The following is a 20,422-nucleotide window of genomic DNA, read 5'->3' on the forward strand; positions in this document are numbered from 1 at the left end:
GCCAAGGAGCTCAACAGGGTCTCGACCGGGAGGTTCGGGTGCGCAAGGATGCGGCCGTGGCCGATGACCGTCCGCACAGGGCTCGACATCGCAGTGAACCGCCCCCGTCCCCCTCCGCCGTCCCCGACGAGGAGCTGATGCGGGCGCTCTACCGCGAACACGCCGGACCGCTGCTCGCGTACGTGCTCCGCCTCGTCGCCGGCGACCGTCAGCGTGCCGAGGACGTGGTGCAGGAAACGCTCATCCGTGCCTGGAAGAACGCCGGTCAGCTCAACCGGGCGACCGGCTCCGTCCGCCCCTGGCTGGTGACGGTCGCCCGGCGCATCGTCATCGACGGCCACCGCAGCCGGCAGGCCCGGCCGCACGAGGTCGATCCGTCGCCGCTGGAGGTCATTCCCGCGGAGGACGAGATTGACAAGGCGCTGTGGCTGATGACGCTCTCGGATGCGCTCGACGATTTGACCCCTGCCCATCGGGAAGCATTGGTCGAGACCTATTTCAAGGGACGTACGGTCAATGAGGCTGCCGAGGTGCTCGGTATACCCAGCGGCACGGTGCGGTCCCGGGTCTTCTACGCGCTGCGCTCGATGAAGCTCGCACTCGAAGAGAGGGGGATCACGGCATGAGCGACCACGAGTGGGAGCCTTTCGGGCCCCGGCCGACCGGTCCCTCCAGCTCCACCGGCCGCCCGGGTGTCCCCGGCGGATTCGGCGGTCCCGGCAGTTTCGACGCCTTCGGCACCCCGGGCGGCCACGGCACCCCGGCCGGGCCCGGTCCCGGATCCGGTGGCACCGCGGAAGGGCCGGAGCACGACGCGGCAGGCGCGTACGTCCTCGGCATCCTGGACGACACCGAGGCCTCCGCGTTCGAGGAGCATCTGGCCGGATGCCCGCTCTGCGCCGCCCATCTCGACGAGTTCGCCGGGATGGAATCCATGCTCGCGATGCTCGCGGAGGCCGCCCCCGCCGCCGCTCCCGGCGCCCGCCGCGTCCCGCACGTCCCCGTGCCGCCGGCCCCCCGGATGCTCGACCGGCTGGTCGACGAGGTCGCGGCCAAGCGGGCCCGGCGCAGACGGCGCGGCATGTATCTGGTGGCGGCGGCAGCGGCGCTGATCATCGGCGGTCCGGTCGTCGCGGTCACGGCCACCGGCGGCGACAGCGGCACGAACCGGGCGGCCGACCCGCACCCCACCAGCCCCGCCGAGGACGCGTTCTTCCACCACATGACGGAGAAGGTGCAGGCGACCGACCCCGCCACCAAGGTCGCCGCCACCGTCGGCATGGAGAAGAAGGCGTGGGGCACGCATGCGGTGCTGGAACTGTCGAACGTCAGGGGTCCGCAGAAGTGCAGCCTGATCGCCGTCTCCAAGAGCGGCCAGGAGGAGATCGTGACCTCCTGGTCCGTACCCAAGTGGGGCTACGGCATCAAGGACTCCCCGCATCCGTCCGCGCAATATCCGCTCTACGTCCACGGCGGGGCGGCGATGGACCGGGCCGACATCGACCATTTCGAGGTGCGCACCTTCGACGGCCAACGGCTGGTGGACATCGACGCGTAATCGCCCGGCCGGGGTCCGACGCGCAATCGAGACCTTCGACGTGCCACGTCGGTGCTCGTGGCAGGTGCGCGACGGGCCCCCCTTCGCATAGGGTTGACGGCTGCCCAATGCACGTCAGAAGGGGGCCTCGGTGGCCGCGCAGGATGCCGCTGTCGATTCGTTGCGGGACCGGGAAATCGGTGTCGAGCAGGAACATCTCGACCGTGTTTACGACCGCCTCGAGGAGAAGATCCACGAGGCGGAATTTCTCATGAACGACGCCGTGAAACGCGGCCAGGTCGGTACGCCGGGAGCGCTCGCCGAACGCGACGCCCAGGTGTTCCGCGCCGGAATCCACCTCAACCGGCTGAACAGCGAGTTCGAGGACTTCCTCTTCGGAAGGATCGATCTGCTGCTCGGCAAGGACGGCGAGCGCGGCCCGGACGGCGCGTACACCTCCGTCGAGGCGGCCGACGACGCCGTACGCGACGACCGCACCGCAGACATCGCGGAGACGCTGCACATCGGCCGGATCGGGGTCCTCGACTCCGACTACGCGCCGCTGGTCATCGACTGGCGCGCGCCCGCCGCCGCGCCGTTCTACCGGTCGACACCGAAGGATCCGGGCCGGGTGGTACGCCGCCGGGTCATTCGCTCCAAGGGCCGCAGGGTCCTCGGGGTCGAGGACGACCTGATGCGTCCCGAGCTGACCGCGTACAAGGACGGCGACAAGCTGCCCGTCATCGGCGACGGTGCACTGATGGCGGCGCTCGGGCAGGCCCGCAGCCACACCATGCGCGACATCGTCGCCTCCATCCAGGCCGAGCAGGACCTGGTGATCCGGGCGCCCGCCGCCTCCGTCACCGAGGTCTCCGGCGGCCCCGGCACCGGCAAGACCGCCGTGGCCCTGCACCGCGCCGCGTACCTCCTCTACCAGGACCGGCGGCGGTACGCGGGGGGCATCCTCGTCGTCTCGCCGACCCCGCTGCTCGTCGCGTACACCGAAGGCGTGCTGCCCTCGCTGGGCGAGGAGGGCCAGGTCGCGATCCGTGCGGTCGGCTCGCTCTCCGACGAGGCGGCGGGCGTCGAGGGCGCCACCACGTACGACGAACCGGCGGTCGCCCGGATCAAGGGCTCCTCCCGGATGCTCCAGGTGCTGCGGAAGGCGGCCCGCGGGGCGCTGGAGCAGGCGCGGCCCGCGGGCGCCCGGGGCGGCGGGCAGGACGGTCAGCTGTCGTTCGGCGACGCGGACGGATCCGAGGGTTCCGCGGACGGGGCGGCCGCCCCTCTCACCACCCCCACCCGGCTGCGCGTGGTCGCCTTCGGCGCCCGCGTCGAACTGAACGCCGACGAGCTCCACCGCATCCGGCAGTCCGTCCTCGGCGGCACCGCCCCGGTCAACCTGCTGCGCCCGCGTGCCCGCAGGCTGCTCCTGGACGCCCTGTGGAACAAGTCCTCCGGCCGAGGCCGCTACACCGACCCCGAGCTCGGCGCCGAACTGCGCTCCTCCTTCGACGAGGACGTCTCCACCGAGACGCCGTTCATCGACTTCCTCAACGCATGGTGGCCGGAGCTCACCCCGCGGGGGGTGCTCGCCGCGATGGCCGACGAGAAGCGGCTCGGCCGCTGGGCGCGCCGGGTCCTCAACCAGGGTGAGGTGCGCCGCCTCGCCCGTTCGCTGAAGCGACTGGACAGCTCGGGCCAGGGCCCCCTGTCCGTGCACGACGTGGCGATCCTCGACGAGCTGCACACCCTGCTCGGCACCCCGTACCGGCCGAAGAAGAAGCGTGAGTTCGATCCGCTGGACCAGCTCTCCGGCCTGGAGGAGCTGATGCCGCAGCGCGAGGAGACGCAGCGCGAGCGGGCCGAGCGGCTCGCGGCGGAGCGCACGGAGTACGCGCACGTCATCGTCGACGAGGCGCAGGACCTGACCCCGATGCAGTGGCGGATGGTCGGGCGCCGTGGCCGGACGGCCACCTGGACGATCGTCGGCGACCCGGCGCAGTCCTCCTGGTCCGATCCGGACGAGGCGGCCGAGGCGCGGGACGAGGCCCTCGGCAAGCGCCCCCGCCGCCACTTCACGCTCACCGTCAACTACCGCAACCCGGCGGAGATCGCCGAGCTCGCGGCGAAGGTGCTGGAACTCGCGATGCCCGGCATGGTGTCCCCGGCCGCGGTCCGCTCGACGGGGGTGCGGCCCCGCTTCGAGGCCGTACGCGACGGCGATCTGGCCGGGGTCGTGCGGGAGGAGGCGCGGCGGCTGCTCGGCGAGGTGGACGGCACGGTCGGTGTCGTCGTCGCGATGAACCGTCGCGCGCAGGCCCGCACGTGGCTCGCCGAGCTCGGCGACCGGGTGGTGGCGCTCGGCAGCCTCGAGGCGAAGGGCCTGGAGTACGACGCCACGGTCGTCGTCTCGCCCGCGGAGATCGCCGACGAGTCACCGGCCGGTCTGCGGGTGCTGTACGTGGCACTGACACGGGCGACGCAGCAGCTCACCGTCGTGTCGGGGGAGCGGGATCTGCCCGACGAGGACGGGGTTCCGGACCTGCTGAGGGACTGAGCGGCAAGTCAACCCGCGATGGGGGAATCACTTATCCCGGGGACTTTGTTAGCCTGGTGTCGGCACCGGCTCGATCCAAGCCCCCGGGCCCAACCTTCGTCGCTACGAGCGACCACTTGCCGCGAGGCGAGCATGGCGGGTCGGTGCCGCTCAACTGAAAAGGACAGACCCGTGTCACCTTCCGGTGGCCCGGGTCTGTTTTTGTTGGTGGCCCGGCCGGCATCCGCGGTGTCGCGCCGGCCGCGGACGCCGGGGTTCCGCTACGGGATCAAATCTCGTATGGTGGAAAGCACTTTCCGAAAAATGTCGACCGGGGCAGCACTCATTACCGGCTACCGGTCGGTAGGTGCGAATATCGGGAGGCGTGTCCGAGGCGAGAACCCCGGCCGCGCGCAGCAATGAAGCTAGGGAAAGCGAAGGACTCGGCCATGGCAACGGCGCCCAGCGTCTCGTACTCGATGACGGTCCGGCTGGAGGTGCCCGCGAGCGGCACAGCGGTCTCCCAGCTGACCACGGCCGTGGAGTCCTCCGGCGGTTCGGTCACCGGCCTCGACGTGACCGCCTCCGGTCACGAGAAGCTGCGGATCGACGTGACCATCGCCGCCTCCTCCACCGCGCACGCCGACGAGATCGTCGAAGGCCTGCGCGACATCGAGGGTGTCGTGCTCGGCAAGGTCTCCGACCGTACGTTCCTGATGCACCTCGGCGGCAAGATCGAGATGGCGTCCAAGCATCCCATCCGCAACCGTGACGACCTCTCGATGATCTACACCCCCGGTGTGGCCCGGGTCTGCATGGCGATCGCCGAGAATCCCGAGGACGCCCGCCGCCTCACCATCAAGCGCAATTCCGTCGCAGTTGTGACGGACGGCTCCGCGGTGCTCGGCCTCGGCAACATCGGCCCGATGGCGGCCCTGCCGGTGATGGAGGGCAAGGCGGCCCTCTTCAAGCGGTTCGCCGGCATCGACGCCTGGCCGATCTGCCTGGACACCCAGGACACCGACGCGATCGTCGAGATCGTCAAGGCGATCGCCCCCGGCTTCGCGGGCATCAACCTGGAGGACATCTCCGCACCCCGCTGCTTCGAGATCGAGGCACGGCTGCGCGAGGCCCTCGACATCCCCGTCTTCCACGACGACCAGCACGGCACCGCCATCGTCGTGCTGGCCGCCCTGACCAACGCACTGCGCGTGGTGGGCAAGGGAATTGGCGACGTACGCGTCGTCATGTCCGGCGCCGGAGCGGCCGGTACGGCCATCCTGAAGCTGCTCATCGCCGCGGGCGTCAAGCACGCCGTCGTCGCCGACATCCACGGTGTGGTGCACGCCGGCCGCGAGGACCTGGTCGCCGCGGACCCCGACTCGCCGCTGCGCTGGATCGCCGACAACACCAACCCGGAGTCGATGACCGGCAGCCTCAAGGAGGCCGTCGTCGGTGCCGACGTCTTCATCGGTGTCTCCGCGCCGAACGTGCTGGACGGCAACGACGTCGCGGCGATGGCGGACGGTGCGATCGTGTTCGCGCTCGCGAACCCGGACCCCGAGGTGGACCCGGCAATCGCCCGCCAGACCGCGGCAGTTGTCGCGACCGGCCGCTCCGACTTCCCGAACCAGATCAACAACGTGCTGGTCTTCCCGGGTGTCTTCCGCGGTCTGCTGGACGCACAGTCCCGCACCGTCAACACGGAGATGATGCTCGCCGCGGCCGGCGCCCTCGCCGAGACGGTCGCCGAGGACGAGCTGAACCCGAACTACATCATCCCGTCGGTCTTCAACGACAAGGTCGCGGGTGCGGTCGCCGGTGCCGTCCGCGCGGCCGCGAGGACCGTCGGGGGCGCTGTGACGGGCCCCACGTTGGCCTGAACCACGGCGCGTCGCGGGTCGCGGGGCCCCAAACCCCCCTTTAGGGTGGGCGGGCAGCGAGCCCCGCAGGACCCCGCACCCGCTGTGGACCTCCGCGGGCCGCTCCAGTACCTGCTGCGGGCCGCTTCAAGGAGTCGACGGGACGTCACCACGACGAGGCAGTGGCGGCTTTCGTGTGACTCCGGAGGGGCCGGATTGGCTTTCCCGCCGCAGGTGGGGGCAGGATGCATATTCGGGCGCGAGGGTCTGACGTCAGACCCGGGTCCGGGGACTGTCCGAGGGCCCTGGCAGCATCGGCTTCGATCTCACGCCTCACAGGCAAGAAGAACACGGGAGTAACAACATGAACCGCAGTGAGCTGGTGGCCGCCCTGGCCGACCGCGCCGAGGTGACCCGCAAGGACGCCGACGCCGTGCTGGCCGCGCTCGCCGAGACCGTCGGTGAGATCGTCGCCAAGGGCGACGAGAAGGTCACCATCCCCGGCTTTCTGACCTTCGAGCGGACCCACCGTGCCGCTCGCACCGCTCGTAACCCGCAGACCGGCGACCCGATCAACATCCCGGCCGGCTACAGCGTGAAGGTCTCCGCGGGCTCGAAGCTCAAGGAAGCCGCCAAGGGCAAGTAAGCCCCGTAGGCACGACGGAGGGCGGTCACCCCGACCAGGGTGACCGCCCTTCGGCGTACCGGCCGCAGAGGCCCGCTGAGAGGCCGTTGCCGGGCCCGGTGGGACCGTCCGGGTGCCTGTCCCCCCGCGCGCCGGGCCCCCGGGGGCCTCTCCTTCGAGCGAGAGCCCCTCGGAGACGGAAGAGCGGGGGCCCGGGAGCAGTGCCCCCGAACCCCCGCCTCGGCCTTCGCCCTTCGGGCACCCGCCCTCAGACCAGTGCGCCGCCCGGAAGTTCCACCTTCGCGCCGAGCTTCTCCAGTTTGTCCATGAAGTTCTCGTAGCCGCGGTTGATCAGGTCGATGCCGTGCACCCGGGACGTGCCCTGCGCCGCCAGGGCGGCGATCAGGTACGAGAACCCGCCGCGAAGGTCCGGGATGACCAGATCCGCGCCCTGCAGCTTCGTCGGCCCGGACACGACCGCCGAGTGCAGGAAGTTCCGCTGGCCGAAGCGGCAGTCGGAGCCGCCCAGGCACTCGCGGTAGAGCTGGATGTGCGCACCCATCTGATTGAGCGCGGACGTGAAGCCGAGCCGGGACTCGTACACCGTCTCGTGGACGATGGACAGGCCCGCGGCCTGCGTCAGCGCCACCACCAGCGGCTGCTGCCAGTCGGTCTGGAAGCCCGGGTGCACGTCCGTCTCCAGGGCGATGGCGTTCAGCGCGCCGCCCGGGTGCCAGAAGCGGATGCCCTCGTCGTCGATCTCGAAGGCGCCGCCGACCCGGCGGAACGTGTTCAGGAACGTCATCATCGAGCGCTGCTGTGCGCCGCGCACGTAGATGTTGCCCTCGGTCGCCAGCGCCGCGGACGCCCAGGAGGCCGCCTCGAGACGGTCCGGGATCGCCCGGTGCGTGTAGCCGTCGAGCCGGTCGACGCCGGTGATCCGGATCGTCCGGTCGGTGTCCATCGAGATGATCGCGCCCATCTTCTGCAGTACGCAGATGAGGTCCTCGATCTCCGGCTCCACGGCCGCGTTGGACAGCTCGGTGACACCCTCGGCGAGCACCGCCGTCAGCAGCACCTGCTCGGTGGAGCCCACCGACGGGTACGGCAGCCGGATCTTCGTGCCGCGCAGCCGCTGCGGGGCCTCCAGGTACTGGCCGTCGGCCCGCTTCTCGATCGTCGCGCCGAACTGCCGCAGCACGTCGAAGTGGAAGTCGATCGGCCGTCCGCCGATGTCACAGCCGCCGAGCCCCGGAATGAAGGCGTGGCCCAGCCGGTGCAGCAGCGGGCCGCAGAAGAGGATCGGAATGCGCGACGAGCCCGCGTGGGCGTCGATGTCGGCGACGTTCGCGCTCTCGACGTGGGTGGGGTCGAGGATCAGCTCGCCCGGTTCGTCACCGGGGCGGACCGTCACACCGTGCAGCTGCAGCAGCCCTCGCACGACCCGCACATCCCGGATGTCGGGCACATTGCGCAGCCGGCTGGGCCCGCTGCCGAGCAGCGCGGCGACCATTGCCTTCGGCACCAGGTTCTTGGCGCCTCGGACGCGGATCTCGCCCTCCAGCGGGGTTCCGCCGTGGACAAGCAGGACATCGTCTGTGCCGGTCATGAATCTCGCGTTCCGGAGTGGTCGGGCAGGGGGCCAACCGAAAGGGTAATGGGCATGTACCCCCCTTCCATAAGGCTACGGGGGGTGTGCGAACGTCATGAATCCGCCACAACACGCTCTGCTCGCCGGGCCTTGCGGAGGGTCACCGTCCGCAAACGCTTTCCGGTCGTGCGCTCCCCACGCACCGGTGCGCCCTGAGCTGCGCTCGGGCTCCGCCGGGCGCCTTGCGCGCCACTTGGTTCCCGCGAAGGGCGAAGATGCGGGATCATTTCTGCCATGACCGAGGTGTCCTCGCTCACAGGGCGACTGCTCGTCGCCACACCCGCCCTCGCGGACCCGAATTTCGACCGCGCGGTGGTGCTGCTCCTCGACCATGACGAGGAGGGCTCGCTCGGTGTGGTCCTGAACCGTCCGACGCCGGTCGGCGTCGGTGACATCCTCGCGTCCTGGGCCGGCCTGACCGGCGAACCGGATGTCGTCTTCCAGGGTGGTCCGGTCTCGCTCGACTCGGCGCTCGGCGTCGCGGTGATCCCCGGCGACGAGGGGCCGCTCGGCTGGCGCCGGGTGTACGGGGCGATCGGCCTCGTGGACCTGGAGGCGCCGCCGGAGCTGCTGGCCGCGGCACTCGGCTCGCTGCGGATCTTCGCCGGCTACGCGGGCTGGGGTCCCGGACAGCTGGAGACGGAGCTGACCGAGGGAGCCTGGTACGTGGTGGAGTCGGAGCCCGGGGACGTCTCCTCGCCGCGTCCGGAACAGCTGTGGCGGGCGGTCCTGCGCCGCCAGCGCAGTGAGCTTGCCATGATCGCCACCTATCCGGACGACCCTTCGCTCAACTGAAGGCGGGAGCTTTCAGTACCCTGGCTGTTATGAGCACTCTTGAGCCCGAGCGCGGGGCAGGTACGGGGACCCTCGTAGAGCCGACACCCCAGGTGTCGAACGGCGACGGCGACCACGAGCGCTACGCCCATTACGTCCAGAAGGACAAGATCATGGCGAGTGCCCTGGAGGGCACCCCCGTGGTCGCACTGTGCGGGAAGGTCTGGGTACCGGGGCGCGACCCCAAGAAGTATCCGGTCTGCCCCATGTGCAAGGAGATCTACGAGTCCATGGGCGCCGGTGGCGACAAGGACAAGGGCAAGGGCGGCAAGGACAAGAAGTAGTCCGTCCCCACACCGTTCGGGCCGAGGCCCCCGGGAGGCGCGCTGGTGCGCGCACCCGGGGGCCTTTTCGCGGGTTCGCCCGGCCGCCCCGGCCGCGGCCTTCGTGCGGGCAGGTCCGACCGCCCCGCCTGCGCGCCGCGGACTCCCGGCGCCGGCGCCGAGGGGGACGAGAGGACCGGGACGCTGCGCGGCCGGCGGTTCCGGGAGGTCGGCGACAGACCCGAGGAGCAGGCGGCCGACGCGGTGGTGACCGGCATCGAGAAGACCCACGAGGGTGCGAAGGCGGAGACCGAGCACAGCCCCGTCCGCACCCGCGCCCGTCGCGTCGAGGCCGCCCTCCATGACCCCAGGAGCGCCCCGGACCTCATCGGGTACGCCACGGGCGCGATCGGCTCCGTGAGGACGGTGGACTCGCCGATGCGAGCGCGTAGTTCGCAGCGCGGGACGAGGCCGGGGCACCGGCGGAGCCGCACCCGTCACGGCGCCGGCGCCGCGGAACGCGCAGGCAGCCACGGCAGCGATGTGCCGAACCTCCGCCCCACCCGGCGTGGTTCTCCGCCGCGCGCCGCTCACCCCGCCATCGCTGCGGCCCGGCGGACCCCATGACGTCCGGGATCCCCGGTCCGGTCGACGCACCGCGAAATACCCTCGACGATGATGGCCATCCCCTTGCTGGTCTTCTTCGTACTCGTACAGCGACGCGTGGTCTCGGGGCCGGGCGGAGCGGTTAAGGACTGACGTCATGGACATGGAACTGATCCCGGCACCGGTGAGCGTCGGCGACCGGGCGCGGTGCGGCTTCCTGATGGACCGGGCCACGACCATCACCGCGCAGGCCGGCACCGAGTCCACCGAACGCTGGCTCCGCGCCACGATCGGTGCCGCCTTCGGCCTGTCGCTCGCACCGGGTGCCGAGGGCACGGACAACACCGTCCGGCTGTGCATCGATCCGGCCCTGGAACCCGAGGGCTACCGGCTGTCCACCGGGGACGGCCGGAGCATCGAGATCACCGGCGGAAGCGCCGCCGGAGTGTTCTGGGGTGCCCAGACCCTCCGTCAGCTCCTGGGCCCGGATGCCTTCCGCCGGGCGCCCGTCTCCAGTGGTGCTGCCGTGCGCCTCGAGTTCACGGACATCGAGGACCGTCCCCGCTTCTCCTGGCGCGGCATGATGCTCGACGTCTCCCGGCACTTCCTGCCCAAGGACGACGTCCTGCGCTACCTCGACCTCATCGCCGCCCACAAGCTGAACGTCTTCCACTTCCATCTCACCGACGACCAGGGCTGGCGCATCGAGATCAAGCGCTACCCGAAGCTCACCGAGGTCGGCTCCTGGCGTACCCGTACCAAGATCGGGCACCGGGCCTCCGAGGTGTGGGACGAGACCCCGTACGGCGGTTACTACACGCAGGACGACATCCGCGAGATCGTCGCGTACGCCGCCGAGCGGCATATCCGTGTCGTCCCCGAGATCGACATCCCGGGCCACTCGCAGGCCGCCATCAGCGCGTACCCGGAACTGGGCAACACCGACGTCATCGACACGACCACCCTCTCCGTCTGGGACACCTGGGGCGTCAGCCCGAACGTACTGGCCCCCACCGACAGCACCCTGCGCTTCTACGAGGGCGTCTTCGAGGAGCTCCTCGACCTCTTCCCGGCCGCCACCTCGCCGTTCATCCACATCGGCGGCGACGAGTGCCTCAAGGACCAGTGGAAGCAGTCGGCGACCGCCCAGACCCGGATCGCCGAACTCGGCCTGGCCGACGAGGACGAGCTGCAGTCCTGGTTCATCCGGCACTTCGACACCTGGCTCACCGCCCGCGGCCGCCGCCTCATCGGCTGGGACGAGATCCTCGAAGGCGGGCTCGCCGACGGTGCCGCCGTCTCCTCCTGGAGGGGGTACGCGGGTGGCATCGCCGCGGCCGAGGCCGGGCACGACGTCGTGATGTGCCCGGAGCAGCATGTGTATCTGGACTACCGCCAGGGCGGCGGCCCCGACGAACCGATGCCCATCGCGTACGTCCGCACCCTGGAGGACGTCTTCCGCTTCGAGCCCGTACCGCCGGGCCTGACCGAGGAGGCGGCCCGTCACATACTCGGCACCCAGGCCAACGTGTGGACCGAGGTCATGCAGAACCGGTCCCGCGTCGACTACCAGGTCTTCCCGAGGCTCGCGGCCTTCGCCGAAGTCGCCTGGTCCGCCCTGCCCGCCCCCGACGACCGTGACTTCGCCGACTTCGAGCGCCGGATGACCGCGCACTACGCCCGGCTCGACGCACTCGGCGTCGAGTACCGGCCGCAGGGCGGTCCCCTGCCGTGGCAGCGCCGCCCCGGGATCCTCGGACGCCCGATCGAGGGAGCGCCCCCGAACGTGTGAGCCCGGCCGCAGTGGGAGGCCGGCCGCCGCGGTTCCTGGGACCGTGGTGGCCGGTGAGCGCTCACCGCACGAACGGAACAAGTCGTACAGGAGTCGCTGAAGCGTGGCAATGCGCACTCTGCGCCGAAGAGGTGCGAAAACGGGAGCATCCACCAGAACAAGGACGGATGCACCCTTCGCGGACCCTCGCGTCGGTCCGATCGGAAGATGTGCCAGAGTTGCCACGTCCGGGCTTTGAGCACGTACCGTACGGCGAAACAAGCGGGACGCCGGGACACCGGGAAGGGGCAGCTGGGTTGACCACGCACGCACCGCAGGCGACGCAGTACGTGACGCTGCCCGCCTCGCTCGACGAGGCCGTGGCGGCACTCGGCGCCATGCCCGCCGCCGTCCCCGTGGCCGGTGGCACGGACCTGATGTCGGCCGTCAACAAGGGGCAGCTGCGCCCCTCCGGACTGGTCGGCCTCGGCCGGATCAGCGAGCTGCGCGGCTGGCACTACCAGGACGGCCACGCCCTGCTCGGCACCGGACTCACCCACGCACGCATGGGCAGGCCCGACTTCGCTGCCCTGATCCCCGCCCTGGCCGCGTCCGCGCGCGCCGCCGGCCCGCCCCAGATCCGTAACGCCGGAACGCTCGGCGGCAACATCGTCACCGCCGCCCCGACCGGCGACTGCCTGCCGGTGCTCGCCGCCCTGGAGGCCGAGCTCGTCATCGCGGGCCCTGGCGGCGCCCGCCGGGAGATCCCCGTCTCGCACCTGCTGGCCGGCCGCGAGATGCTCGAACCCGCGGAGCTGATCGGCTTCGTCCGCGTGCCGCTGCTGCACGCCCCCCAGGTTTTCCTGAAGGCGACCGGCCGCACCGGCCCCGGCCGTGCCACCGCGTCCGTCGCGATCGTCCTCGACCCGGCCCGGCGCGGGGTGCGCTGCGCGGTCGGCGCCATCGCGCCGATGCCGCTGCGCCCGCTGGAGGCCGAGCGCTGGATCGCCTCGCTGATCGACTGGGACGGCGAGCGGGGCCTGGCGCCCGACGCACTGGCCGCATTCGGCGAGTACGTCGCCGCTGCGTGCATTCCGGACCAGGCACCGCCCGCCGACGGGGGCGAGGCGCCACCGCTGCCCGCCGCCGTACTCCATCTGCGGCGCACGGTCGCCGCGCTCGCCCGACGCGCGCTGGGGAGGGCACTGTCGTGAGCAACCGCAACACCAACAGCAACGAAGGCAACGAGGACCACTCCGGGCAGCACGGTGGCTGGCAGCCGACCCCGCAGGGCGGCGAGTACGACGCCGAGGCGACCGCCTTCGTCCAGCTGCCGCCGGAGGACCTGGCGAACATCCCGCTGGCCGCCCCCGGCCAGGGCTACGTACCGCCGATGATCCTGCCGCTGACCCCTGCGGCCGGGCTCGACCCGGCGGCGACGGGCAGCTGGATCGTCCAGACGCCGAGCCGCCAGGAGCCCGCCGCGGAGCAGCAGGCGCCGGACGCCGTGCACTGGCCGGAGCCGAACCAGCAGCAGCACACGTACCCGCAGCAGGGGGAGACAGGTGCCGCCACGGGCCAGTGGCACTTCCCCGAGGCGGCGGCCGCCGAGAACCCGGGCCACACCGGTCAGTGGACGATCCCGGTCGCGGAAGGCGACCTTCCGGAGGAGTCCGGCGAGTTCGCGACGTCGGCCCTGGCCTCCGAGTGGTACGGAGACCGGACCCCGCCGGCCACGCTGCCGGGCGGCGCGCCCGCGCCGTGGGCCGCGCAGCCGGAGCCTCAGCCGGTCGCCGAGCCGGCTGCGGGGACTCCGGCGCCCGGTGCGGACATCACCCAGGGCTCGGCCGCCGAGTCCACGCGCGTCGACGTGCAGCAGGACGCGGCCGCGGACCCCGCACCGGTCACCGCCCCCGACGCCGGGACGCACGCCGACGTCCCCGCCGCCATGACCCCGTCCGCGGACGGGACCCCGGACGGAGCCCCGGCCGACCCGGCGTCCCAGGACACCGCCCCCCTGGACGGCTCCGGTCCCGACACGCCGCCCCTGGCCGCGCCCCTCGACACGGCCAGTGACCATCCCGCCGCCTCCTACGTCCTGCATGTGAACGGCGCCGACCGCCCCGTCACCGATGCCTGGATCGGCGAGTCGCTGCTCTACGTGCTCCGTGAGCGCCTCGGCCTCGCCGGTGCCAAGGACGGCTGTTCGCAGGGCGAGTGCGGCGCCTGCAACGTCCAGGTCGACGGCCGGCTCGTCGCCTCCTGCCTTGTCCCCGCGGCCACGGCGGCGGGCAGCGAGGTCCGAACGGTCGAGGGCCTGGCCGTCGACGGCGAGCCGTCCGACGTCCAGCGGGCGCTGGCCAAGTGCGGCGCCGTCCAGTGCGGTTTCTGCATCCCCGGCATGGCCATGACGGTCCATGACCTGCTGGAGGGCAACCACGCGCCGAGCGAGCTTGAGACCCGCCAGGCGCTCTGCGGCAACCTCTGCCGCTGCTCCGGCTACCGGGGCGTGCTCGACGCCGTCAACGAGGTCGTCGCGAGCCGCGAGGCCGGCTCCGAAGCGGCCGCGGTGCCGGGCCCCGCCTCCCCGTCCGGGGAGGCGCATGCCGAGGAGGCCCGCATCCCGCACCAGGCAGCCCCGGGTGCCGGTAGTGTCCAGCCACATCTGCAGGACGGAGGCATGGCGTGAGCAACGACGCAGCCACCGCGGCCAACGCGACCCGCACGGCACTCACCACCCCGCCGGTCGACGGCCCCGACACCGAGCCGCCCGTGTTCGGCCTCGGCGCGTCGCTGCCGCCCGCCGACGCCCGTGCCAAGACCGAGGGCACCTTCCCGTACGCGGCCGACCTCTGGGCCGAGGGACTGCTGTGGGCGGCCGTGCTGCGTTCCCCGCACCCGCACGCCCGCATCCTGTCCATCGACACCACCGCCGCGGCCGAGATGCCGGGCGTGCGCGCGGTCGTCACGCACGAGGACGTCCCCGGGGACGGTGCGTACGGCCGCCGCGTCGTCGACCGCCCGGTCTTCGCGTCCGACCTGGTCCGCCACCACGGTGAACCGATCGCCGCAGTCGCCGCCGACCACCCCGACACGGCCCGCCTCGCCGCGGCGGCGATCGTCGTCGAGTACGAGATCCTCGAACCGGTCACCGACCCGGAGAAGGCCTTCGAGGCCGAACCCCTGCACCCGGACGGCAACCTGATCCGCCACATCCCGCTGCGCTACGGCGACCCGGACATCACCGGTGAGGTCATCGTCGACGGGCTGTACCGGATCGGCCGCCAGGACCCGGCTCCGATCGGAGCGGAGGCCGGACTCGCCGTCCCCCGTCCCGACGGCGGCGTGGAGATCTACACCGCTTCCACCGACCCGCACACCGACCGCGACCTCGCCGCGGCCTGCTTCGGCCTGGAACCCGACCGGGTGAAGATCGTCGTCACCGGTGTCCCCGGCGCGACCGGGGACCGCGAGGACCCCGGCTTCCAGCTGCCGCTCGGCCTGCTCGCCCTGCGCACCGGCTGCCCGGTCAAACTGGCCGCCACACGCGAGGAGTCCTTCCTCGGCCACGCCCACCGCCACCCGACGCTGCTCCGCTACCGCCACCACGCGGACGCGGAGGGCCGGCTGGTCAAGGTCGAGGCCCAGATCCTGCTCGACGCGGGCGCGTACGCCGACGCCTCGTCCGAGTCCCTGGCCGCCGCGGTGGCCTTCGCCTGCGGCCCGTACGTGGTCCCGCACGCCTTCATCGAGGGCTGGGCGGTCCGTACGAACAACCCGCCGTCCGGCCATGTGCGCGGCGAGGGCGCGATGCAGGTCTGCGCCGCGTACGAGGGCCAGATGGACAAACTGGCGGCGAAGCTGGGCATCGACCCGGCCGAACTGCGCCTGCGCAACTCCCTCTCCACCGGCGACATCCTCCCCACCGGCCAGACGGTGACGTGTCCCGCCCCGGTCGCGGAACTCCTGCGCGAAGTGCGGGACTTCCCGCTTCCCGCCCTTCCCAAGGACTCCCCGGAGGACGACTGGCTGCTGCCCGGCGGTCCGGAGGGCGCGGGCGAACCGGGCGCGGTGCGCCGCGGCGTCGGCTATGCGCTGGGCATGGTCCACATGCTCGGCGCCGAGGGCGCGGACGAGGTCTCCACGGCCACGGTCAGGGTCCACGACGGCGTCGCCACGGTCATCTGCGCGGCGGTCGAGACCGGCCAGGGTTTCTCGACGCTGGCCCGCCAGGTGGTGCAGGAGACGCTGGGCATCGAAGAGGTCCACGTGGCCGCGGTCGACACCGACCAGCCACCGGCCGGCCCCGCGACACACGGCCGCCACACCTGGGTCTCCGCAGGTGCCGTCGAACGGGCCGCCAAGATGGTCCGTACGCAGCTTCTCCAGCCGCTGGCCCACAAGTTCGGCATGTCCACGGAGCTGCTCCAGATCGCCAACGGCAAGATCACCTCGTACGACGGGGTGCTGTCCACCACGGTCACCGAAGCGATGGACGGCAAGGAACTCTGGGCCACCGCCCAGTGCCGCCCCCACCCCACCGAGCCGCTCGACGGGTCCGGCCAGGGCGACGCATTCGTCGGCCTCGCCTTCTGCGCGGTCCGCGCGGTCGTGGACGTCGACATCGAACTCGGCTCCATCCGCGTGGTGGAGATGGCCGTCGCCCAGGACGTCGGCCGGGTGCTCAACCCGTCCCAGCTGGTGGCCCGTATCGAAGCAGGCGTCACCCAGGGCATCGGCACCGCCCTGACCGAGAACCTCCGCACGGCCCGCGGCGTGATCCGCCACCCGGACCTCACCGGCTACGCCCTTCCGACGGCCCTGGACGCGCCGGAGATTCGCATCGTCAAACTGGTCGAGGAACGAGACGTGGTGGCCCCCTTCGGCGCCAAACCGGCCTCGGCGGTCCCGGTGGTGACGTCCCCCGCAGCGGTGGCCTCGGCCGTACGCGCAGCAACGGGCCGCCCGATAAACCGTCTCCCGATCCGGCCGCAGGCCGCGGTGGCAGCCCCGACCACTGGCTGATTCAACGTTGCACATGCAACCCGAAGATGCGCGCTGTCACCGCTGCTGACTAGAGTGATCCGCAAGGCTGTGGCCAGTTGCATACGGGGGAGGGCGCTGTGCTGCCGAGTGACACCGGGGGATCGACGGCGACGCCGGGATGGCCGTTCGCGTCGGCCGTCGACTTCGCGCAGGACGCGGTCGGTGACCTGGTCACCGAGCTCTCGTCGTTCACGAAGTTCCGCAACCGTATCGACGAACTCCTCGACGACCTCAAGGCATCACCGGCCGACTCCAGGAAGCTCGGCGAGGACCGGGTGACGCGGCCTCAGTTCGGTGGCGGTACACAGGGCGAGTGGCACGAGGCCGATGAACTGCACGGTGCGTACAGGACGGTCATCAAGGAGCTGGAGCAACTCTCCAAACTACTGTCCGACTCCATAGAGGGCATGGGCATCGCCGTACTCGCGTCGCACAAGGGCTACGAGAACCTTGACCTGGACATCCGCGAACGCATGCTCGCGATCAAGAGCAACGCGCAGGAACACTACGGCGGCGAGTACGACCCGCTGAAGGCCGGGGCGGAGCAGGGCACCGACCGGCCCGCGGAGGCGGGCAAGCCGGCGGATCGGCAGGCGGACACGTCCGGCGTGGACGGTCTCTGATGCCGAGGACGACGTGCCCTGCACGCGAACGACGGGGATAGGGAGACACAGCGGCGTGGGCACGAACTTCGATGACATGTCCCATGAGCAGATGCTGCACTGGCTGGACGCGGCGAGGAGCGGGGAGATCCAGGGGGCAGCCGATCGCCTCGCGAGTGCGGCGACGGAGATCCGCAAGATCGCCGAGGACCTGAAGGTCCGCCCGCAGTGGGTCGAGTGGAAGGGGGCGGGCGCCGACGCGTTCCGTACCTGGAGCGCAGATCTGGCCAACTCGACGCTGCGCCTGGGTGATTACAGCGAGGGCGCGTCGAAGTGGCTGGCGAGGGCCTCCGACGCGATTGCCTCGGCCCAGGCCTCGATCCCACGTACGCACGCGGGCGCCCAGGCCGACCTGGACGCGGCCCTGGCTGCCCGCAACGACCCGGACGCGTCGGCGGTGGCGAAGAAGTCGGCGCAGACGCTGATCGCCACCAACGAGGCGAACCGCGACGAGGCGGCCAGGGAGATGCGGAAGCTGGCGCAGTCGTACGAGTTCTCGTCCTCGCAGATGAACGCGCTGGAGAAGCCGGTGTTTCCGCCGCCGCCGGAGGCGATTGCTCCACCGAGCCGCGGAAGCCGGAACGAAGGAACGACGCCTGATTTCGGGAATGGAGCTGTAACTGCCGGCACCGCATACGGGGCGGGTACGGAGAGGCAGGGCGTCGATTCAGCGAACGACGTGACTGCCCTGCCGGGCAGTGCGGGCGTCTCCACCACTTCGGGAACACCTGGCGCGTCGCAGCCTGTCGGCATGGCGATTGATGGAGCCGCCGTACTGACTGATGCCCCGTCGGCACCGGCGACGATCCCGCCCCGTGTTTCGGGCGGGGGCAGCGCAGACGGCGGCCCGACTCCCGCCGTTCCGGCTCTGCCCGGGCTCGGGAGTGGCCCGATGGCTTCACCCGGTGCCAACACCCTGGGCAGGCAGACAGGCATCGCCCGCCCGTCCGTCCGGCCACCGGTGGGGCGCGGCCCGGGAAGCGGGATTGTCGGCCGACCGTCGCCCGAAGGTGGGATTGTCGGCGGCCGTCCTGTTCCGCAGAGTCCTGGGCGTCCTGCGGGAGGTCTGCCTCGGGGCACTGTGGCCGGCGGCGAGGGGATGCGGGGAGGTCGTGCATCGATGGGACATGGTGCGGGCGTGGGTGGCGCCGGTGGCGGTCAGAACGGCATCATCGGCGGCCGCCGCCTGGCGGGGGAGCCCGGGGGTGTTGTCGGCGGTCGCGGCCAGCAGTCGGGGCGCACAAGCATGCGACCGTTCACTCCTGGCGGCTCCGGTCTGGTACGGGGCGCCGCGTCGGCAGAGGGGGCCCGTGTCGCCGGCCCGACGGGGCGTGGCGGGGTCTCTCCGGGATCGCGGCCCAGTGATTCCCGTGACGGCGAAGGCGGGCAGCGACCGGACTACCTCACCGAAGACGAGGAAACCTGGCAGCAGGGAGCTCGACGCGTCGTTCCTCCAGTCATTGACTGAACACCAAAGAATTCGGCGGAGAATCGGATGCGTATCAGCGGCAATGCGGGCGTCACTCGTTTTCGAACTGCGGTCTCGGCTGCGTTGGGAGTCCTGCTGCTCGGAGCCGCATCCGTGCCTGCCCATGCAGGTTCCGCACGCTCCGAGCAGTGGCATCTCGATGCGATGAAGGCCGAAGAGATGTGGAAGACGAGCACGGGTGACGGGGTTACCGTCGCCATCATCGATACCGGGGTGGATGCGAAAAATCCGGACCTCGTGGGTCAAGTGCTCAAGGGATTGAATCTCGAACACAGGCTTCCAGGGGACGAGTTCGATGACTACAGCGGCCATGGCACAGGGATGGCCGGCCTGATTGCAGGAACAGGCAGGGCAGCTGGAGGGAACGGAGCCTTCGGGCTTGCGCCCAGGGCGAAGATACTCCCCGTACGGCTACCCGACGGCGCCAAGGCCGCCAATCAGGCCGCCGCTGATCAAGCGTTCCACAAGAGCGCTTCCAGGGCTATCAGATATGCCGTTGACCAGGGGGCGAAGGTCGTCAACATATCCCAGGGTGTTACGACCGGATCGGATGAGCTGACAGCGGCCGTCGAGTACGCATGGAAGACGGGCGCGCTCATCTTCGCATCCGCCGGCAACAGCGGAGATGCGGCGAACCTGGTCGAGTACCCGGCCGGCACTCCCGGAGTGGTCGGGGTGGGAGCCATTGGCAAAAACCTGCACAAGACCGAAGAGTCTGAGTACGGACCGCAAGTGGATCTCGCCGCACCCGGTGACGAGATGATTCACGCTTGCGGTGGAGCAACGGGATTCTGCGAGTCCCACGGCACCAGCGACGCCACCGCCCTCGCCTCCGCCTCCGCCGCCCTCATCTGGTCCAAGCACCCGGACTGGACGAACAACCAGGTCCTGCGGGTCATGCTCAACACGGCCGGTGGCCCGACCAGTGGGGCCAGGCGCAACGACTACGTCGGTTACGGCGTCGTCCGCCCACGCATCGCGTTGAAGACCCCCGGTGACCCCGGTCCGGCCGACGTGTACCCGCTCCCGGATCTCGCGGAGGCCGCCTCGCCGCCTGCGAAGGCTTCCAGGGAGCCGACCGGATCCGCTGGCGCGGCCGGCGAGAAGAAGCCGGCTGCCATGACCCCGGCAGCCGCGGAGGGCACCCACAGCACCACCCTTTGGCTCGGCCTGGGCGTTGGCGCGGCGGCCATCGTCGGTGCGGTAATTGCTGCCCTGACCATCCGCTCCCGCCGCCGCAAGGCCGCAGTGCCCGAGATGCAGCCCCATGGGCCCTCGTACTCGTATCAGCAGCAGCCGTCATATCCGGCTTATGGTCCTCCGCCAGGCGCTCCCGGCCCCAACTCGCCGTACGGAGGCACTCCCGGGCAGGGGCCGAACGTGTGAGTTCGCATGTGCGTGCTGCCGTCAATGAACCCGCCCGGGTGCCCGACTGAGATCGGCGAGGGGAGCGTTTCCGGGCTCCCCGGGGGCACCCCTCGCCGCGCAGCGGATGAATCCATCTGGATAGCGTGGGCGGCGACACGGGAAAGCGGGG

At 71.1% G+C, this 20,422-nt stretch carries 16 protein-coding genes and 1 pseudogene; 15 read left to right on the top strand and 2 right to left on the bottom strand.

Translation table 11 applies throughout. The features are described 5' to 3' along the window. Positions 1 to 38: 38 nt before the first annotated feature. The 5 genes from OG878_RS24680 (at position 39) to OG878_RS24700 (ending at position 6,584) form a co-directional block, all read left to right on the top strand. Entirely contained in the window at positions 39 to 626 is a 588-nt protein-coding gene (locus tag OG878_RS24680; RefSeq protein WP_093776749.1) for a sigma-70 family RNA polymerase sigma factor, read from the top strand. Beyond that, positions 623 to 1,558, top strand: coding sequence for an anti-sigma factor family protein (locus tag OG878_RS24685; RefSeq protein WP_328888790.1), 936 nt, complete (start codon positions 623 to 625; stop codon positions 1,556 to 1,558). Before OG878_RS24680 ends, OG878_RS24685 begins: the two co-directional genes overlap by 4 nt. A gap of 130 nt (positions 1,559 to 1,688) precedes the next feature. Further along, entirely contained in the window at positions 1,689 to 4,097 is a 2,409-nt protein-coding gene (locus OG878_RS24690; RefSeq protein WP_328888791.1) for a HelD family protein, read from the top strand. A gap of 428 nt (positions 4,098 to 4,525) precedes the next feature. After that, positions 4,526 to 5,959: an NAD-dependent malic enzyme gene (locus tag OG878_RS24695; RefSeq protein ID WP_328888792.1), complete on the top strand. Its 1,434-nt coding sequence runs from the start codon at positions 4,526 to 4,528 to the stop codon at positions 5,957 to 5,959. A gap of 343 nt (positions 5,960 to 6,302) precedes the next feature. Continuing rightward, positions 6,303 to 6,584: an HU family DNA-binding protein gene (locus OG878_RS24700; RefSeq protein ID WP_003968811.1), complete on the top strand. Its 282-nt coding sequence runs from the start codon at positions 6,303 to 6,305 to the stop codon at positions 6,582 to 6,584. Between the two features lie 247 nt (positions 6,585 to 6,831). Here the strand turns inward: OG878_RS24700 and murA are convergent, their stop codons facing one another. Continuing rightward, entirely contained in the window at positions 6,832 to 8,172 is a 1,341-nt protein-coding gene (gene murA / locus OG878_RS24705; protein WP_328888793.1) for a UDP-N-acetylglucosamine 1-carboxyvinyltransferase, read from the bottom strand. Positions 8,173 to 8,448: 276 nt separating this feature from the next. Between murA and OG878_RS24710 the strand changes: the two genes are divergently transcribed. From OG878_RS24710 to OG878_RS24750, 9 genes and pseudogenes are all read left to right on the top strand, one after another. After that, positions 8,449 to 9,009 carry a YqgE/AlgH family protein gene (locus OG878_RS24710; RefSeq protein WP_277326456.1) on the top strand — a complete coding sequence of 187 codons (561 nt, stop codon included), beginning with the start codon at positions 8,449 to 8,451 and terminating at the stop codon, positions 9,007 to 9,009. 29 nt (positions 9,010 to 9,038) lie between these two features. Further along, positions 9,039 to 9,332, top strand: a complete 294-nt coding sequence (locus OG878_RS24715) for a DUF3039 domain-containing protein (protein WP_072484142.1) — start codon at positions 9,039 to 9,041, stop codon at positions 9,330 to 9,332. A 45-nt stretch (positions 9,333 to 9,377) separates the two neighbouring features. After that, positions 9,378 to 9,938: a hypothetical protein gene (locus OG878_RS24720; protein ID WP_328888794.1), complete on the top strand. Its 561-nt coding sequence runs from the start codon at positions 9,378 to 9,380 to the stop codon at positions 9,936 to 9,938. Between the two features lie 42 nt (positions 9,939 to 9,980). After that, positions 9,981 to 10,070, top strand: a pseudogene (locus OG878_RS24725) (carbohydrate ABC transporter permease); the annotation flags it as partial. Positions 10,071 to 10,074: 4 nt separating this feature from the next. After that, complete coding sequence (locus tag OG878_RS24730) at positions 10,075 to 11,709, top strand: beta-N-acetylhexosaminidase (RefSeq protein ID WP_328888795.1); 1,635 nt, start codon at positions 10,075 to 10,077, stop codon at positions 11,707 to 11,709. A 296-nt stretch (positions 11,710 to 12,005) separates the two neighbouring features. After that, positions 12,006 to 12,902, top strand: coding sequence for an FAD binding domain-containing protein (locus OG878_RS24735; protein WP_277326454.1), 897 nt, complete (start codon positions 12,006 to 12,008; stop codon positions 12,900 to 12,902). After that, positions 12,899 to 14,377 (top strand): 2Fe-2S iron-sulfur cluster-binding protein, encoded by a 1,479-nt coding sequence (locus tag OG878_RS24740; RefSeq protein ID WP_328888796.1) that lies wholly within the window; start codon positions 12,899 to 12,901, stop codon positions 14,375 to 14,377. Before OG878_RS24735 ends, OG878_RS24740 begins: the two co-directional genes overlap by 4 nt. After that, positions 14,374 to 16,713, top strand: coding sequence for a xanthine dehydrogenase family protein molybdopterin-binding subunit (locus tag OG878_RS24745; protein ID WP_328888797.1), 2,340 nt, complete (start codon positions 14,374 to 14,376; stop codon positions 16,711 to 16,713). Before OG878_RS24740 ends, OG878_RS24745 begins: the two co-directional genes overlap by 4 nt. Before the next feature lie 98 nt (positions 16,714 to 16,811). After that, a complete protein-coding gene (locus OG878_RS24750; protein WP_328888798.1) occupies positions 16,812 to 17,357 on the top strand; it encodes a hypothetical protein in 546 nt (181 codons plus the stop codon). A 291-nt stretch (positions 17,358 to 17,648) separates the two neighbouring features. Here the strand turns inward: OG878_RS24750 and OG878_RS24755 are convergent, their stop codons facing one another. Beyond that, a complete protein-coding gene (locus OG878_RS24755; protein ID WP_328888799.1) occupies positions 17,649 to 18,113 on the bottom strand; it encodes a hypothetical protein in 465 nt (154 codons plus the stop codon). Positions 18,114 to 18,891: 778 nt separating this feature from the next. Between OG878_RS24755 and mycP the strand changes: the two genes are divergently transcribed. Continuing rightward, positions 18,892 to 20,271: a type VII secretion-associated serine protease mycosin gene (gene mycP / locus OG878_RS24760; RefSeq protein ID WP_328888800.1), complete on the top strand. Its 1,380-nt coding sequence runs from the start codon at positions 18,892 to 18,894 to the stop codon at positions 20,269 to 20,271. The last annotated feature ends 151 nt before the right edge of the window (positions 20,272 to 20,422 follow it).

The sequence above is a fragment of the Streptomyces sp. NBC_00316 genome, assembly GCF_036158715.1.
Taxonomy (GTDB): Bacteria; Actinomycetota; Actinomycetes; order Streptomycetales; family Streptomycetaceae; genus Streptomyces.